General features: G+C 67.9%; 13 protein-coding genes. 3 read left to right on the top strand and 10 right to left on the bottom strand.

Features of this window, described 5'->3' with window-relative positions; translation table 11 throughout:
- The first annotated feature begins 8 nt into the window (after positions 1-8).
- Entirely contained in the window at positions 9-1,007 is a 999-nt protein-coding gene (locus KTR66_RS05645) for a TRAP transporter substrate-binding protein (protein ID WP_213611256.1), read from the top strand.
- 2 nt (positions 1,008-1,009) lie between these two features.
- On the top strand, positions 1,010-1,789 hold the full coding sequence (locus tag KTR66_RS05640) for an alpha/beta fold hydrolase (protein ID WP_213611253.1): 780 nt from the start codon (positions 1,010-1,012) through the stop codon (positions 1,787-1,789).
- 3 nt (positions 1,790-1,792) lie between these two features.
- On the opposite strand, the gene KTR66_RS05635 is transcribed toward KTR66_RS05640, so the two are convergent.
- From KTR66_RS05635 to KTR66_RS05610, 6 genes are all read right to left on the bottom strand, one after another.
- A complete protein-coding gene (locus KTR66_RS05635) occupies positions 1,793-2,545 on the bottom strand; it encodes an SDR family oxidoreductase (RefSeq protein WP_213611251.1) in 753 nt (250 codons plus the stop codon).
- Between the two features lie 661 nt (positions 2,546-3,206).
- Positions 3,207-3,530 (bottom strand): DUF1622 domain-containing protein, encoded by a 324-nt coding sequence (locus KTR66_RS05630; protein ID WP_213611249.1) that lies wholly within the window; start codon positions 3,528-3,530, stop codon positions 3,207-3,209.
- A 169-nt stretch (positions 3,531-3,699) separates the two neighbouring features.
- Positions 3,700-5,067, bottom strand: a complete 1,368-nt coding sequence (locus tag KTR66_RS05625; protein ID WP_213611247.1) for an FAD-dependent oxidoreductase — start codon at positions 5,065-5,067, stop codon at positions 3,700-3,702.
- Positions 5,064-5,642, bottom strand: a complete 579-nt coding sequence (locus KTR66_RS05620; protein WP_213611245.1) for a cysteine hydrolase family protein — start codon at positions 5,640-5,642, stop codon at positions 5,064-5,066. Before KTR66_RS05620 ends, KTR66_RS05625 begins: the two co-directional genes overlap by 4 nt.
- Positions 5,639-7,663 (bottom strand): hydantoinase/oxoprolinase family protein, encoded by a 2,025-nt coding sequence (locus KTR66_RS05615; protein WP_213611243.1) that lies wholly within the window; start codon positions 7,661-7,663, stop codon positions 5,639-5,641. Before KTR66_RS05615 ends, KTR66_RS05620 begins: the two co-directional genes overlap by 4 nt.
- Positions 7,660-9,309 carry a hydantoinase B/oxoprolinase family protein gene (locus KTR66_RS05610; protein WP_249731855.1) on the bottom strand — a complete coding sequence of 550 codons (1,650 nt, stop codon included), beginning with the start codon at positions 9,307-9,309 and terminating at the stop codon, positions 7,660-7,662. Before KTR66_RS05610 ends, KTR66_RS05615 begins: the two co-directional genes overlap by 4 nt.
- 110 nt (positions 9,310-9,419) lie before the next feature.
- Here KTR66_RS05610 and KTR66_RS05605 point away from each other — a divergent pair, with 110 nt between their 5' ends.
- Positions 9,420-10,397: a tripartite tricarboxylate transporter substrate binding protein gene (locus tag KTR66_RS05605; RefSeq protein WP_213611241.1), complete on the top strand. Its 978-nt coding sequence runs from the start codon at positions 9,420-9,422 to the stop codon at positions 10,395-10,397.
- Between the two features lie 39 nt (positions 10,398-10,436).
- Here the strand turns inward: KTR66_RS05605 and KTR66_RS05600 are convergent, their stop codons facing one another.
- From KTR66_RS05600 to KTR66_RS05585, 4 genes are all read right to left on the bottom strand, one after another.
- Complete coding sequence (locus KTR66_RS05600) at positions 10,437-11,492, bottom strand: glycosyl hydrolase family 8 (protein ID WP_213611240.1); 1,056 nt, start codon at positions 11,490-11,492, stop codon at positions 10,437-10,439.
- Between the two features lie 105 nt (positions 11,493-11,597).
- The gene (locus KTR66_RS05595) at positions 11,598-12,254 is read right to left on the bottom strand and encodes a response regulator transcription factor (RefSeq protein ID WP_213611237.1); all 657 of its coding nucleotides are present in this window, start codon (positions 12,252-12,254) and stop codon (positions 11,598-11,600) included.
- Positions 12,255-12,411: 157 nt separating this feature from the next.
- Positions 12,412-15,303, bottom strand: a complete 2,892-nt coding sequence (locus KTR66_RS05590) for a response regulator (RefSeq protein ID WP_213611235.1) — start codon at positions 15,301-15,303, stop codon at positions 12,412-12,414.
- Entirely contained in the window at positions 15,300-16,325 is a 1,026-nt protein-coding gene (locus KTR66_RS05585) for a TRAP transporter substrate-binding protein (protein ID WP_213611227.1), read from the bottom strand. Before KTR66_RS05585 ends, KTR66_RS05590 begins: the two co-directional genes overlap by 4 nt.
- Positions 16,326-16,779 lie beyond the last annotated feature (454 nt).

Genomic DNA, 16,779 nt, shown 5'->3' with positions numbered 1-16,779 from the left:
TCCCGCAGATGTCCGAGATGTCCCGCCGCAGCCTGCTCCTTGGCGCTGTGGCAACCCCTTTGGCCGCGCCCCTCGTCGCTCGCGCGCAGTCCGTCACTGAACTGCGGCTCGGCCATGTGCTTTCTGAGCAATCTTCCTACCATGTGGCGGGTACCAAGCTCTCCGAATTGGTGGAGCGCCGTACCAACGGCCGCGTGAAGATTAACGTTTTCGCCAACTCCGCCCTGGGCGGCGAACTGCGGTTGATCCAGTCGGCTCGTACCGGTGCGATCGACCTGATGTTCAACAGCCAGCCATCGCTCGAGAATACGATCCGCGATCTGGGCGTGCTCTCGCTGCCCTGGCTCTTCGACAACTACGAGCAGGCGAACCGCTTGATGCAGGGCCAGATGGGCCAGCGTTTGCTGACCTTGCTCGATCCTGTTGGCATGGTCGGACTTTCCTGGTTCAACCTCTTCGAGCGCAGCGTTCTGACCAATCGCCCGTTCACGAACCTTTCGGAGGCGCGTGGCCTCAAGATTCGGGTGATCCAGTCGCCGGGGTATGTGGAGGCCTATCGTAGCCTTGGAATGCAGCCGACCCCCACTGCCTATGCGGAGCTATTCCTCGCGCTTCAGAACGGCGTGGTGGATGCAGCGGAGCTTGCGCCGGATCAGATGATCGCGGACCGTTTCGTCGAGGTGATCCGTCACTATGTTCTGACGCGGACGCACCAGCTGCCCTCCGTGCTCATCGCCTCGCGCTCGCGCTTCACTGCCCTGCCGCCCGATGTACAGACTGCCATCCGCGAAAGCGTTCCGGCCGCCGTCACCGAAGGTCTCGCGTACTACAACCGCTTCCGCGAGGAGAGTTTCGTGGAGGTGCGCCGGCGCGGGATCAACATCATCGAGCCCGACCTTGCACCCTTCAAGGCAGCTGCACGCCCGGCCTATGACACCATCCTCGCCAATGCGCCAAATGGACGCGCGCTGCTGGCGGAGATCGAGGCCGCGAAGGCTCGCGCTTGAGGTTGACCCGGCCTGATGGCGCAGAGCTCGCTGTCACCATCACGGGCGAAGGGCCGGGCCTTCTCCTTGTTTCGGGCCTGGGTGGCACGGCCGGATTCTGGTCGCGTATTGTGCCGGTATTGGCGGCAAGTTTTCGCGTGGCGGTACTGGACCAGCGCGGTGTCGGCGCAAGCACCCGCGGCACAGCGCCGGTCACCATCACGACGCTGGCAGAGGATGCGGCAGCGGTGGCTACCGAACTGGGCGGGCGGTTCGCGCTTTGCGGTCATTCCACCGGGGCGGCCATCGTGCTGACCATGGCGGCCGGGCGCATGTGCGACGTCTCGCGCATCGTTCTCTCGGCCGGTTGGCTGCAGCCGGACCCTTATCTGCGAGCGCTTTTCACCACGCGTCTCGCGATCCTGGAGCGCGCGGGTTATGCGGCCTACGAGCAGATGGGCCGCTTTCTCGGCTATCCCGCCGAGACGTTGGTGGCCGCCGGAAACTTCGCCACACCGGACCGCCTGCCTGAGGGGCGCGAAGTGGAGGAACGGCAACGCTGGTCCGAACGAATCGGCGCCCTGCTGGACTTCAATGGGACAGATTTGCCGCCCTGTGTCTCCGTGCCCACCCTGGTGGTGGGCACGCCTGATGACCTCATCGTCCCACATCACCATCAGCGGGCTACCGCCGAGGCTATCCCGGGCGCCGCCTTCGCTCCGCTGTCTGACGGCGGGCACTTCTATCCGCAGACGCGGCAGGCTGCCTTTCTGGACAGGGTGCTGCCCTTCCTGTCGGTCTAAGTCTCACATAACCACGCCACCGCCATCCACAACATAGGTGGCGCCGGTGACGAAGGATGCGTCGTCTGATGCAAGAAAGACGATGACCTGCGCCACCTCTTCCGGTCGCCCCATGCGGTTCATGGCGCTGCGCGAATTGAGTACTCGCTTGAACTCCTCCGGATCGGCTGCGTTGGCGATCATGCGGTCGAAATAAGGGCTGCCGATCGGCCCCGGGGCAACGGCATTCACGCGGATGCCCTCGGCCACATGGTCCAACGCCATCGCGCGTGTCAGGCTGTCCACCGCGCCCTTGCTCGCCACGTAGGTCACGCGGTCCTTAAGCCCGATGATCGCGATGTTGGAGGCCGTGTTAACAATCGCGCCACCGCCCTGCGCGCGCATCACCGGCACCACGTGTTTGGCGCTGAGGAACACCCCCTTCACATTCACGGCGAAGAGCGCTTCCCAATCCTCCTCGCGCGTGCTCACCACATCGCCCTGGATGCCATAGCCCGCATTGCTGCAGAGGATGTCGATGCGGCCGAACGCCCTAACTGTTGACGTCGCCATGTGCGCGCAATCGTCGCTGACGGTCACGTCCACTTCGATGGCAAGGCCGGGGCCCGTGAGCATGGAAACGGTTTCCTCGGCAGCGGCCAGGTTGCGGTCGGCGACGGCAACGGTGGCCCCTTCGCGCGAGGCCAGCAGGGCCGTAGCACGGCCTATGCCGCTGCCCCCGCCCGTGATGAGGAGGATCTTGTTCGCAAGCCGCATGCTTATCACCTTTTCCTGGTGGTCACGCGCCGAGCAAGAGCGTCTTCGCCAGGCTGCGCGGACTCTATCCTAGGCGCGCCTTGCGGTCCCGTTCAAACGGGGCGCCGCTGGACTGTTGAGGGAGATGCCGCCTGACGCGGAGCCGGGGCTCGGATCTGGCCCCAAGCCCGGCATTCGCAACGCGGACGGCCGCCGCCCATCGCGCAACAAGCGCCTGGAACATGCCAGGCGCTTCAGTTGTGGACCATTATTGGCCATGCAGGTGAATTCCCTTCGACGTATTGCCGATAGCGGGTCTACCCGCCGTGCGGAGGACTCCGGAGGATCATCCGGCATGAGGGGTGCGCGGTCGGTGCCGAGAGGCGGACGCGTACCTGTTCTCACGCCCGATAAGCCAGTCATGCCCACGTCTCGGCCGCTCGTGGGCGCACCGATGCCTGCGCGTCCCAGACAGGGGCGTGCAGGCCATGCGCGCAGTCATGTATTTTCGCTTGCTGGATAGGCAGATGGCATCCAGCCACCATCCTGTTCTGCGAGGAGCATGGAAGACTATGCTTTCGTGGGTTTTGCCACCATCCATGCGGCGCGGGGCGACCTGAAAGCGCGCTCCTGAAGGGCGACCTTTTCCGCCCTCGCCACCGAATGCTCGGGCTTCGCGGCCCTATCTGGCCCCCTCCGGACCTTTTTCTCCGGCCTCGGTCATCTCGCGTTGCAGGAAGATGTTCAGGAAGGTGCGGATCGCTGCGACGGCCGCGAGTTTGCCGATCTGGTCCCAGCCGGGCGAGATGGCGGTGCCTACAATATCCGCGGCGAGTTGGAATTCGAGGGCGAGGGAGAGACCGCGCGCCAGGCCCATCCGCACATCGGGTGTGGTTCGGCCCAGAACTTGGGCCAGCAGGCGCCCCACGGCGAGCAGCATTGCGACCAGGATGATGCCAATGCTGACAGCCTCGATGCCGAGCTTGAGCCAGGAGGCCAGGGCCATGACAGCCGCTTCGAGGGCTTCAGGATGGGGCGAGAGGGGCATTTGCAGGCTCCAGGCTCGGATGGGCTGCCCGGCGCAGCGGCTGGCTGCGGGGCTTAGGTCAGCCTAGACCATGCCGTGTTCGGATGGGCTGCCCGGCGCAGCGGCTGGCTGCGGGGCTTAGGTCAGCCTAGACCATGCCGTGTTCGGATGCCGCCACCTGTCCGGCCAGCCGACCGAGCACTACGGCAGTCAGCAATCCGTTGCCGGAGAGATAGCCCGAGGCGCTCGGCCCCGAGACGCCGCAGGCGGCTCCACCTGCCGCCAAGAGATTGGGAAGCGGACGGCCATCGGGTCGCAACACACGTGCCGCCTCATCCACGACAAGGCCGCCCTGGGTGTGGAACAATGCGCCGGTCACGCGCACCGCATGGAATGGCGGCACGAGGCGGTGCGTCAGCGACCAGTCGCGCCCAAAGGCGTCGGTCCCCGTGGTCGGCGGGCGCTCTATCGCGGGTAGGCCTGTGCGCTCGGTCAATTCTTCCCAACTCTCCGCGGCCACAATGGTTCCATGAGCTTCGGCTTGGCGGAAATCCTCGAACTGTCGGGCCACTTTGGCGATCCGCGAGTCGAAGATGTTCCATGCGACACCGCTCGGCTGCGCCAATACCGCTGCAGCTGCTTCGGAGTATCCCGACGCCTCATTCCAGAAGCGGCGGCCCGTTTGGTTCACCTGGAAGCCGCCCTCCATGATGACAGCCCAGGTGACGAGGATTCCCGCGGGATGCGCTACCGAACCGTGGCCTTGGTGCCCGCTCAGATGGCGCGTCGCTGCGCCCAGTGCCTCGCCCCAGCGCAGCGCATCGCCACGATTGCCCGCATGGCCGAAGTAGACCGCCCCAGCGAGTTCCGGGATGTGCCGCGCGACAAGGGCTGGATTGCCCCCATAGCCGGAGCAGGCCAGGATCAGCACATCGCAGCCCACCAACTCGGTGCTGCCATCCGGGCGCGCGATGGTAGCGGCGCGAACGGCATCGGACGCATCGGCGTGCAGATGTGTGACTGTGGCGCCGGTGACCAGGGTCACGCCGGCCCGCTGAGCTGCCTCCAGAAGCGCATCCATCAGCTCGGCTCCAGCGCGTGTCGGCAGCCCATGCATGCGGCGACGACGGTGGCCTGGATAGTCAAAGTCATCCACCAGCGAGAAGGCGAGGCCGTGGCGGTCAGCCAGCCACTCGATGGTGCCGGCGGCGCCCTTGGTGACGGCGGCCACGCTGCGCGGGTCTGCCGCGCCCCCGGCCTTCTTCTGGACATCGGCGGCAAAGGTCTCGGGATCGTCGACGATGCCACACGCCGCCTGCCAACGCGTGCCGGCGGCCGGGATGAGCCCCGCCGAGAGCGCGGTGGAACCACGCGGCAGTGCATCGCGCTCCAGGACTACGACTTCTGCCCCGAATTCGGCGGCCGCGAGTGCGGCGACGAGGCCGGCCGCGCCGCCGCCGACGATCAGGACCGGCGCGGTGAACTCGGGCGCTACCGCCTCGCGCAGCACGCTCACCCGATCGCCTCCGCCAGGCTGGTGATGCGCGCGATAGAAGCGAGGCTCGCCAGCGCCGTCTCGTGCAGGGCGGGGGTGAAGGCGGCGCAGCCATCACTCAGCACTGTGACCTCGTACTCGCGGACATGCGCGTCGCGTGCGGTTGAGGTGACGCCGCCATTTGTGACGATGCCCGCTATAAGGAGCCGTGTGACGCCAACCTTGCGCAGCACCCATTCCAGCCGCGTCTGGTGAAAGGCGGAGTATGCCACTTTCTCGACACTGAAGTGAGCCGGCTGCAATTCATCCACCAGCGCATGGCCCCAACTCCCCGCCGCGAAATCCCCCCGTGCGAGAAAAGGGCGTAGCCGGCGCAGATGCGGGTCGATCATCGGCTCGCCGTCCCGCCCCGGCACCAGGGTGAAATGGGTGGAGATCACCACGCCGCCTGCCGCCCGCACCTGCCGCGCCAGCGGTGCCAGACGCGCGGGCAGCGCCGCGATGGCCGCCGCGCCTTGCCCCGCGCGGCCATAGGCGCCGTCGGGGTGCAGGAAGTCGTTCTGCAGATCGCAGAGGAGCAGGGCGGTGTCCTTCATGTGCGCTCCAGGATCAGGTTGCCGAGCGTGTCGGTGCGCGCGGCGAGGCCGGGTTCGACGAGGATGGTGGTGTCCGGCTGCTCCAGCAATGCGGGCCCCTGGACCACATGGCCGGCCGGAAGTTCCAGCCGCGCGAAGACGGGCGTGGTCCACCAGGCGCCGTCGAAGCGGACCTGACGCGCCTCGAGCGGCGTGGTGCGGCTGGTGGCGGGCGGGGCGAGGGCCGCCATGTCGAAGGCCGGCCGCCGGCCGATCGCGGTGACGCGGCTGCTCAGGATGCGCACGCCGATGCCGGGCAGCAGGCGCGAGAAGGCGCGACTATAGGCGGCATCGAAGGCGGTGCGGATGATCTCCTCCGTCACTTCGGCGCCCGGCAGGGGCACCGCGACCGTGTGCGTCTGGCCGAGATAATGCATGTCGAGCTCGAAGACGCTCTCGATGCCGGTGAGCGGCAGGCCCGCATCCTCCACCACCGCGCGCGTGGCCGCTGCCGTCTCGACCAGATGGCGGCTGAGCGCGGCGGCATTGAGGCCCGCGAGGTCGAGATTGAGCGTGCGCGTCGCATCATGTCGCACATCGGCCAGCACGCAGCCCAGCGCCGAGGTGATGCCGGGGAAGCGCGGGACGAGCGCGGCGCGCAGCCCCACCTCGCGCAGCAGGGCGCCCACATGCAGCGCGCCGCCGCCGCCGAAGGGCAGCAGCGCGAACTCGCCCGGATCATGCCCGCGCTCGATGGAGACGAGGCGGATGGCGCCCGCCATGCGCGCATTGGCGACGCGGATGATGGCCTCGGCGGCGCTTGCGGCATCGAGGCCGAGGGGGCGGCCGACATGTTCGAGGATCGCGGCCTCGGCGGCCGCGGAATCGAGCCGCGCGAGCGCACCGCCGATGGGTCGTGCGGCGTTGATGCGGCCGAGCACGAGGTTGGCGTCGGTCAGCGTGGGGCGGGTGTTGCCCTGGCCGTAGCAGACGGGCCCCGGGCGGCTGCCGGCGCTTTCGGGGCCGACCTGGAGAAGGCCGCCCGCATCCACCCGCGCGATGGAGCCGCCGCCCGCGCCGATGGTGGTGATCTCGATCATCGGGCTGCGAATGACCAGGCCGAAATCCACCGTGGTCTGGGCGGCGAGCGCCATCTCGCCCTCCACCACCAGCGAGACGTCGAAGGAAGTGCCGCCGAGATCGCCGGTGATGACATTGGGGAAGCCGGCCGCGCGCGCGATCGCGGCGGCCGCGATCACGCCTGCCGCCGGGCCGGAGAGCGCGGTGCGCGCGGGCGTGGCGCGCGCCCGCGCCGTGGACATGATGCCGCCATTGGACTGCACGATGTGGAAGCGCCCGGTGAAGCGGCGGCTGGCGAGCGCGCCCTCCAGCCGCTCCAGATAGTCGGCCACCTTGGGCTGGAGATAGGCGTTGAGCGCTGTCGTGCTCGCGCGCTCGAATTCGCGGATCTCGGGCAGGATCTCGCTGGAGACGCTGACATGCGCGTTGGGCCAGAGGGCGCGCAGCGCCGCGGCCGCCGCGCGCTCATTGGCCGGGTTGGCGTAGCTGTTGATGAAGACCAGCGCCACCGCCTGCGCCCCCTCGGCCAGCAGGGCGCTGGCCGCCGCGCGCACGGCATCGAGGTCCACCGGCGTTTGGATGGTGCCGTCCGCCAGCGTGCGCTCGGGCACTTCGACGCGCAGCGCGCGCTCGGCGATGGGCGTGAAGCTGCCCCAGAGGCCCCAGGCGCGCGGGCGGTCCCGCCGGCGCATCTCCAGCACGTCGCGGAAGCCCTGCGTGGTGATGACGCCGAGGCGGCAGCCCTTGCGCTCCAGCAGCGCATTGGTGCCGACGGTCGTGCCATGCACGATGGCGCCGAAGCCCGCGACATCGCCGAGCGCGGAGAGGCCCTGCAGGAAGCCCACCGCCTCGTCGCCGCGCTGCGAGGGGACCTTGGCGGTGCGGAAGGCGCCGGTGGTCGGGTCGAAGAGGAAGAGGTCGGTGAAGGTTCCGCCGACATCCACGCCGATGATGGCACTCATGCCACGTAGCCCTGGCGGAGGTCCTCGGCGCGGGCCGCGGGGTCGCGCTCCGTGGGATCGCCCCAGCCACCGCCGCCCGGGGTTTCGAGGCGCACACGGCCGCCCTGGGGCAGCGTGACGCCGACGACCTTGCTGGCCAGCGGTGGCGTGTTCCAGGTCGCGCCATCGGTGGTCCAGCTGAAGCGGTTCAGCGCGGCAGGGCCGCCGCCCTGCACGCCGAAGGGCGCGAAGCGCCCGCGCTCACCGAGCAGGAAGACCTCCGTGGTGCCGGGGGCAAGCGTCTCGATCTCGTAGATGGCGCCGAGGCCGCCGCGGTGGCGCCCATCGCCCGCGCTGCCAGGGCGCAGCGCCCATTGGGTGAACATCACGGGATGCGCGGCCTCCAGGATCTCGGCCGGCGGCATGGTGGCGGTGCTGATCGGGTTGTTGGCGTGGGTCAGGCCATCGCCCTCCGGATTGCCGCCGAGCCCGCCGCCGAAGAAGGAAAACAGCACGAAGCGGCCGCCATTGGCGCGGCTGCCCGCCATGGAGAGCGCGTTGATGGTGCCGAAGGGCGCGGCGGTGGCGCGGGCGGGGTCGGCCTTGGCGAGCGCGCCGAAGACCACGCCGATCACGCGCAGGATGGTCTCGGTATAGCCGCCGACGGGCCGCGGCGCCTCGGCGCTCAAGAGCGAGGTTGGCGGCAGGGTGAAGCGCACGCCGCGCAGCACGCCCGCATTGGCCGGAACCTCCGGAAAGGCGTGCTTGAGCGCCACGTAGCAGCAGGCGATGGCGGTGGCGCGCGCGATGTTGAGCGGCCCGGCGCAGGCTGCAGAACTGCGGGAGAAGTCCAGATGCAGCGCATCGCCCTCCACCGTCATGTCGAGCGCAATCCGCAGCGGTTCGTCGGTGATGCCGTCATTGTCGAGGAAATCCTCGAAGGCATAGGTGCCGTCGGGCAGGGATGCGATCTCGGCGCGCATCAGCGCCTCGGCACGATCAAGCAGGGCCGACCAGGCGCCTTCCAGCACCGGCGCGCCATATTCGGCGAGCAGCGCATCCAGCCGCCGCTGGCCGAGGTCGAGCGCGTTGAGCTGGCCGTTCAGGTCGCCCCAATTGGATTGCGGCACGCGGGAATTGGCGGCGAGGATGTCGAGGAGGTCCTGGTCGAGCCGGCCCCCGCGGATCAGCTTCACGGGCGGAATCCGCACGCCCTCCTGGTGGCTCTCCGTGGCCCGGGCGTTGAAGTTGCCCGGCACATTGCCGCCGATGTCGAGCCAATGGCCGACGCTCGCCAGCCAGCAGAAAAGGCGGCCCTCATGGAAGACGGGGCGCACCAGGCGGAAGTCGTTCAGATGCGTGCCGCCCGCATAGGGGTCGTTGAAGAGGAAGGTGTCGCCGGGGTCGAGGTCGCCGTCCCGCGCCACCTTCTCGATCACGGCACGAACCGCGAAGGACATGGCGCCCACGAAGATGGGCAGGCCCTGCGTGCCCTGGACCAGCGTGTCGCCATTGGTCGGGTGGTATATGCCGTGGCAGGCGTCCCGCGCCTCGGCGATGATGGGATTGAAGGCGCTGCGATAGAGCGTCGCGTCCATCTCATCGGCGATCTGCTCGAGCCGCCCCTTCAGGATGGCGAGCGTGACGGGGTCCGGCGAGGTCATCATGTGGCGGGACTGTCATGATGCGGGGCGTGGCGCAAGCCCCCGAAAAACCTTGCTTGCATCTTGCGTGGCTTGGCCCCACTACCTGTCGTAAGATGACATGGACTCCATCAATGCGCCCGATCCCCCGCCGCGCCGCCCTGCTGGCGCCGACCCTCCTCGCCGCGCCGGCCCTGGCCCAGGCTCCGGATTGGACGCCGCATCAGCCCGTGCGGCTGATCAACCCCTTCGCGCCCGGCGGCAGCCCGGACATCCTGGCCCGCGCCATGGCGCCGCATGTGCAGCAGATGCTTGGCCAGCCCATGGTGGTGGAGAACCGCCCGGGCGCCGGCGGCATGGTGGGGGCACGCTACGCCGCGCAGCAGCCGGCTGACGGGCATGCCGTGTTCCTCGCAGCCATCTCGGCCGTGCTGGCGCCCTTCATGGCGCGCGAGCCGGGCTATCGCATCGAGGATTTCCGCCCCGTCTCCATCCTCACCGTCACACCGCTCGTCCTCGTCGTGCGGGAGAATTTCCCGGCGCAGAATGTCGCGGAATGGGATCGCGCGCTGCGCGCCAATCCGGGCCGTTTCACCTACGCGACCGCCGGCATCGGCACGCCGCACCAGATGGCGGCTGAGCTCTACGCCAACCTCACAGGCGCGCAGATCACGCATGTGCCCTATCGCGGCACGGCGCCGGCGCTGACCGACATCCGTGCCGGCACGGTCGATTTCATGTTCGCCGACCTCGCCGCCGCGCTGGGGCAGATCCGGCAGGGCGGGCTGCGCGCGCTGGCGGTCACGACGAACCGCCGCGTGCCCGCCATCGCCGATGTGCCGATGATGGGCGATACCATCCTGCCCGGCTTCGAGGCCTATAGTTTCGTGAGCTGGTGGGTGCCGGCCCGCACGCCGGATGCCGCGGTGCGCCGCCTCAACCAAGTGGCGCTGCATGCGCTGGGCCAGGCGGATGTGCAGGCGCGCATCCAGGAGTTCGGCTTCCTGGCGGAGGGGACGAGCGCTGACCGAGCGCAGCAATTCGTGGCTACCGAGGGCGCCAAGTGGAGCGCGCTGATCCGGGCCCGTAACCTGCGCTTCGAAGAGGGTTGACGTCGCGGGAGCGGGGTGTGCCGCCCCCGCGCGGCCATCTCAGCGCGCGAGCGATGCGACGCGCGCGCTGCCTCGCATGGGGGCTTCGGCCGCGGCGGCTTCCGCCAGCAAAGCGAGACTGCTGCTGTAATAGCCGAGGTCCGTGACGGCATCCGCAAGCCCCTCCGGCGCCGTCGGCTGCACCAGGCGGCGGATGGCCGCATGGCCGCGACTGGCGGCAAAGGGCGCAATCCGGTTGTCGCTCAGGGTGACCCATGCCGGCTGGTAAGGATGCCTGGGGTCGGCCCAGAAGCCGGCCACTCGCTGCATCAGCGGCGTCTGCCAGCGCCCTGACCATGCCAGATAGATGGGCAGCCGCACGGCGTCGTCACCGAAGCGGTCGCCGCGAACGGGCTCTGGCTCGACTGGTGCGCCTGGCCGCCGCATCACCACCCAATCCGCCGGAAGCGACCAGCGCCCATGGCGAGATTCCATCAGCATTCTGTCACCTTCCGCGATGAGGGCCGGCCAGGCGGGATGGGGATGCGCAGCGGCCAGCGCCTCGAGCGCTGGGAAAACATAATAGGAGGGGTTGAGCACCAGATGCGTCCCGTGGTCGAAGCCCCAGGCGCCCGGCATCAGCACCACTCGTCCGCCGATCTGCCGGCATGATACGCGCAGGATGTCCTGCGCAATGGCGATTGCCAGGGGGCGGTAGCCTTGTCCAGGCCAGCGCTCCTCGGCGCGGAGCAGAGCCCAGGCGTGGAAGATGTCGGCATCCGTCGCGGAGTTGATGTCATCCACGCCACCGATCGGGCGGAACCGCCAAGCCAGGAGACGGTCGCCTCGGATGGCGAGGGTGGAGCGGGTCCATCGAAAGATGCGCTCGAAGGCTGCGCGGTCGTCATGGATAGTTGCCAGGAGCATGCCCCAGGCCTGACCTTCGGAGTGTGAGATCCCACCGTTGCCGTTGTCCACAATTCGGCCCGACGGAGTGACAAAGCGTTGCTTAAAGTGCCCCCAGGCGGAGAACTCCGCCGCAGCTTCGAACGGGGCCAGCCCGAGGGAGAGGGCTGGGAGCGAGAGGATGGCGCGTCGGTTAAGCGAAGCGGGCATGCATCTGGTTCCGGCGGAGTGTTAACTCGATATTAACAACCTATAGTTGTATGCAAAGTCGCAACGAGGTGGAGAATGGTTGAGTTGTGTTGATCGGCCCCGCCGTCAGCCAGCCGCTGGGCTCGGGAAGCCAGCGAAGGCGTAACCCGCGGGCCGCACCGTCACGATGACGCCTGGAGCAAGCTTCTGGCGAAGCTTGCAGATCACTGTGTCTACCGCCCGATCCCCAGGATGCAGCGGCCGTCCGAGCACTCTCTCGCACAATTCAGCGCGCGTGACGGCTTGGCCTTCTGCCGAGGCGAGGGCACGCAACACGCCGAACTCGGCAGTCGTCAGGCCGCAGGCGGAGCCGTCAGGGCGAACCACATCCCGCCGACCTTCCGAGAGCACCCAAGCAGGCTGTGAGCGGTAGGCAGAGCCTTGCATCCGGCGCAGCACAGCGCGCATGCGCGCCATGATCTCCCGCTCCGGGACGGATTTGTGCACCTGGTCGTCAGCGCCCATCTCGAGGTTGATGATGCGATCCACCGGATCCGATTGCGCGGTGAGGATGATGACCGGCACGCTTGAAACCGCACGAATGCGGCCCAGCACCTCGGTACCCGTGACGTCTCCAAGGCGCTGTTCGAGCAAGATGAGATCGGGCGACTCCAACTGCAGCCGCACTGGCAGTTCATCCGCGCCCTGTATGGCAGTGACCCGGTAGCCGTGCCCCGTGAGATACTGCGTGAGGCGACGCAGGTGCTCCGCATCCTGGTCCAACAAGAGAATTCGTTCAGCCAAGCCCCGTGACGGCGCGGTGGCCTCGCCACGGCCGTGCCGGCTCGGAGCCGCTGTGGGCCTTTGGCCCTGTGACGATGCGTCCGGTAGGGAGGGCAGGTATGAGGGGGCTGACCGGCGCGGACGACCCAGGGTCACGTCACCGTCCGCCCGGCGCATGCCCCTCCTCCATCACTGCATGGTCCGTTTCGCGAAGTTCGCGTGCAAGCCCAGCCGTTATCTGCTGCCAGTCCGCGAGCGCGCCTGACAACTCGCCGCCATTCGTCGCAGCGTGGCCCAGCCGCATCGTCGCCTCGGCTGCCGCGTCAGCATCCAACTCGCGCAGTACGGGCGCGAGTCGCCGAGCGGCTGCGGCGAGGTTGGTCATATCGCCGCGCGCGGCGTGTTCGGGGACCACCTCAAGCCCTGTCCGAATCTCCTGCATGAGCCCACGAATGACAGGCTCGGCTGCGGCCCCCATACGGGCACGCAGCCGCGCGGCGCCCTGCGCGAGCACCTCGGCCGGCACCTCGGGCGGTCCGCCCCGGCGGCGCGTGACATCCGCCAGCTTTTCAAGCAGCTGTGCGCGATTGATTGGCTTGGCCAGATGCCCATCCATGCCGGCATCGAGGCAGGACTGCACCTGATCCACCATGGCCGAGGCGCTTAGGGCGATGATGACGACCTGGCCGGCCGGGCCCTCCAGCGCGCGGATGCGACGCGTCGCCTCCAGGCCGTCCATACCGGGCATCTGCACGTCCATCAGCACGACATCGTAGGCGGTGCGTTGGACTGCCTCCACGGCCGCCATCCCGTCCGCCACCAAGTCTACGACATGCCCGGCCTTTTCCAGCATGACTCGGGCGAGGCTGCGATTGACCAGGATATCGTCCGCCACCAGCAACCGAAGCGGGCGCGCTGTCTCGGGTTCGGGCGGGGCAGGCGGCTCGGGGGCGGGTACTGCCTCGGCGACCTCAGGTTCGCTCATCGCCGGCATCGGCAATTCGACCCAGAACAGGGCGCCACGCACGGGGGCGGAATCACAGCCGATCTGGCCGTTCATCGCAGCCACAAGCTGCGCCGAGATGGCGAGGCCAAGCCCGGTGGAAGGCGCCCCGGGTTCGACCGGCGCGCCGATCTGGCTGAAATCGCGAAACAGCAGCGTGCGCTTCTCCTCCGGAATGCCGCTTCCTGAGTCTTCGACCTCAATGCGCACCCAGCCGGGTCGGCTTTGGCTCAGCCGCATGACAACGCGTCCTGCCGCCGGGGTGAACTTTACCGCGTTGGAGAGCAGGTTCAGCAGGATCTGGCGGAGGCAAAGCGGATCCACGAGGACTGTGGCCGGAAGCGCGGCGTCAACGTCAACCGCAAGGGCGATGCGCCGGCGCTCTACCTCTGGAGCGACGAGTGCGGCGCAGACCTCCGCTAGGGGACGAAGGGCTGTGGCTCGGGGCTTCATGTCCAGGCTCCGCGCTTCTGCCTTGGAGAGATCGAGCAGGGTGTTCACCACATCGCGCAGGTGGGCGGCTGCGTTGTAGACAAGGCCCAGCTGCTCGCGCTGCCCCGTGCCGAGATCCGCGTTCTGCAGGAGCAGTTCCGCAAAGCCGAGTACGGCGTTCAGCGGCGTGCGAAGCTCGTGCGACATGCGGGCCAGGAACATGCCCTTGGCAGCTGAAGCGCGCTGCGCCATGTCACGCGCAACGCTGAGCTCTGCCATTGCGCGCTTGAGTTCCGTGATGTCGGTGCGGATGCCTACCACGCCGCCGTCGGGTATGGGGCGTTCGGTCAACAGCAACCAGCGACCATCGGGAAGGAGACGCTCGAACTGCTGGAGTTCGCCCCGGCGGCGTCGCAGCTTGAGATCCTGCAGGAAGGCCTCGATTGCGGCGTCGGTCGGTTCGCCCTGCAACTGCGGATACTGGCCACGCCTGGCTCCCTCGCGGATGATGTCGTCGAAATGCGCGCCGGGCCTGATGAAGGGCGCCGAGATGCGATACATGTCGCGGTAGCTGCGGTTGGACACCACCAGCCGGTCTGTCGCGTCGAACATGACGAAGCCATCGGTCATGCTGTCCAACGCATCTTCCAACTGGCGCCGCCACGCCACGCGGTCGGCTTCCGCACGATCACGCTGAGTGAGCCAGACGATCAGCGCGATCATGAGCGCTATCGTCAGCAAGGCGAAAACCGCAGAGATCAGCACCGTCCGGTCGCGATTGACTCGCCAGGCCGAGAGCGCCGCGTCTACCTCCATCTCGGTTGTCAACCTCAGTGCCGGATACAGCGTCTGCCATGAGGTGCCGATCACATCGCGACCGTCCATTCGCGAGGGATGGATGGCTGGGCCCATGTTCTCTGCGGGGCCGGGCTGCAGACGAAGCCCGTGGTTCTGGGCGGTGGCCGCCAGGATCGTACCCCCCGCGCGTTCGAGCCAGATGCGCAAACCCGGGGTCTCGATCCCCGGTGCCATGAGGTTTGCAAGCATCTGGACCTGCACCTCGGCCACGCCGTGCACGTTCCCCAACCCAGGAAGCTGCATCGGCCGCGCGAAAAATACCGACCATTCCCCCGTGGCCGGGTTGCGGACCGGCTCGCTGACAAGGAGTCCGCCTGCGCTCAGGCCCGCGCTGACATAGCCCGGTCCGATCGGCGCTACGAGCGGTCGGCGGCGCGAAGCCGGCAGCGCCGCGGCTACGGTGCGCCCCGCGCCATCGACCAGCAGGATGTCGCGGACGGCAAAGTTCTGGCTGTTGAGGTGGCGCAGTTGGCTGTTCACCCCCTCCAGTTCGCGCTCCGCCGCTGAAGCGGCTGGATTGCCAAGGACAGGGGCGAGCAGGGCGGGCAGGCTCGCTAGCATCGCGTCCACCGGGAAGAGCGTGCGATTGATGGCGTCGCGCACTGCATGCCCGGCGCGTTCGGTCAGCCCGGTCGCACTCTCCATGGCAGTTCTGCGTGATGCGTCGAGAAGTGCGCCCACGGCCAGCGCCTGGGTGAGAAGCAGAAGGACGCCGCAAATAGCGATGCCGATACGAAGGGGGCGGCCATAGGTCATCGCGCCGGCACCCCCGCCTCGATGCCGGTGCTGATGCCCAGGGTCTCGTTCCAGGTCCTCGCACACTCATCTCCGCACCGCTCCAGCCAACGCGGGAGAACGGTCTGACGAACGAGGCGTCGCCGGATCTCCTCATCGACGGCGCTTACCGGGACAATGCGCATCCGACCACGCTGCCCCGCCACACAATCCGCTTGGCCTGCGTTGCAACGTAGGCCCTGTAAGGTGTCCTGCTCCGCTGCGGTCCAGATCTCCGCCTCAAGCGCCGCGAGGCCAGTGCTGATCTGCGTACGCACTTCGTCCGGCAACGCGGCCCAACTCGCCCCATGCGCCGCGAAGACGCTGACGCCCCAAGACAGCGCCATCGCATGCACATGGCTCGTGACCTCGTGCAGGCCGATCGAGTTTCCCGACAGCGTGCCGGTCACGGCGCATTCCACCGCGCCACGGCGTATCGAACTGACGATGTCGGCGAAGGGGATGACCACGGGGATGGCGCCGACCGCTTCCATAAGATCGGCCTGTGTGGCTGAGGAGGTCCGGACGCGGCGGCCCACGATGTCACCCAGGCCGGTAAAGGGCCTCGTACAGAACAACACCTGAGCCGGATAGGCATAGACCGCGAGGACTTCGAGGTGATGGTTCTGGCGGAGGATCCGGGTCAGGACAGGCCGGAACGCCTCCACATTGCGGCGCAGATGGGCCATGTCGGGGTTGAGGGCGGCCAGATCCGAGGCCGTCAACTCAGGCTCGTCAGCCCCGGCGACCGTGAGGATCAGGGTGCCGAAGGGGACGACGCCGACGCGCATCAGATGGATGAACTCATTGCCGCGGATGCCGCTGCGGTCGAAGGCTGCAATCTCAGCTTGAACGCGGCCGCCCGTCAGACGAGGGACGCGCTCCAGCCAGAAGGGCACTTCATAGCGGTCGAACTGGGCGACACCTGCGAGACCGCCGACGATCTTCAGTTGGATCGGCGCCGGCTGTGCCTGCGCGGGTACAAACGCGGCACCCCAGAGCAAACACACCACCCCAAGGCCCACGAGGGCGCTAAGGCCAGCTTGGCCTAGCCGGTTCCACCGCAACGATGCGCCCCTGCGCCTGGGTTCGACAGTCATGCGTTGCCATCTCGGATTGTATTAATGAAGAGTTAACACGGCATGGTTGTATCATTCTCAACCAAGAGTTGCCAGCGCAGCCCGGATGCGAAATGTTGAGTTTTGTTATCGGGTGTTGTGCCCGACTTTGCCGAGCGGCCGGGCCAGGAGCCTCTCGCCCGCTTCAAACGCGCAGCGGCGCCTGCGCCGGCGGGTCCATGCTGATCTTCAGGCAGCTCGCCGATGGCAGTCTCATGCACTTTGGCGCTGGTGTCCGTCGGCTCGGCGACATCGAACGTTAGCGCTGCGACGGGAACTGCCACGCCTGGCAGGTGACGCTGGCAAGCGCCGTCATGGCGAGCACGCATGTCCAGCGCTG

Source organism: Roseococcus sp. SDR (assembly GCF_019083995.1).
Lineage (GTDB): Bacteria > Pseudomonadota > Alphaproteobacteria > Acetobacterales > Acetobacteraceae > Roseococcus.
Note: the sequence above shows the minus strand (reverse complement) of the source record. Positions and strands in the feature narration are given on the sequence as shown.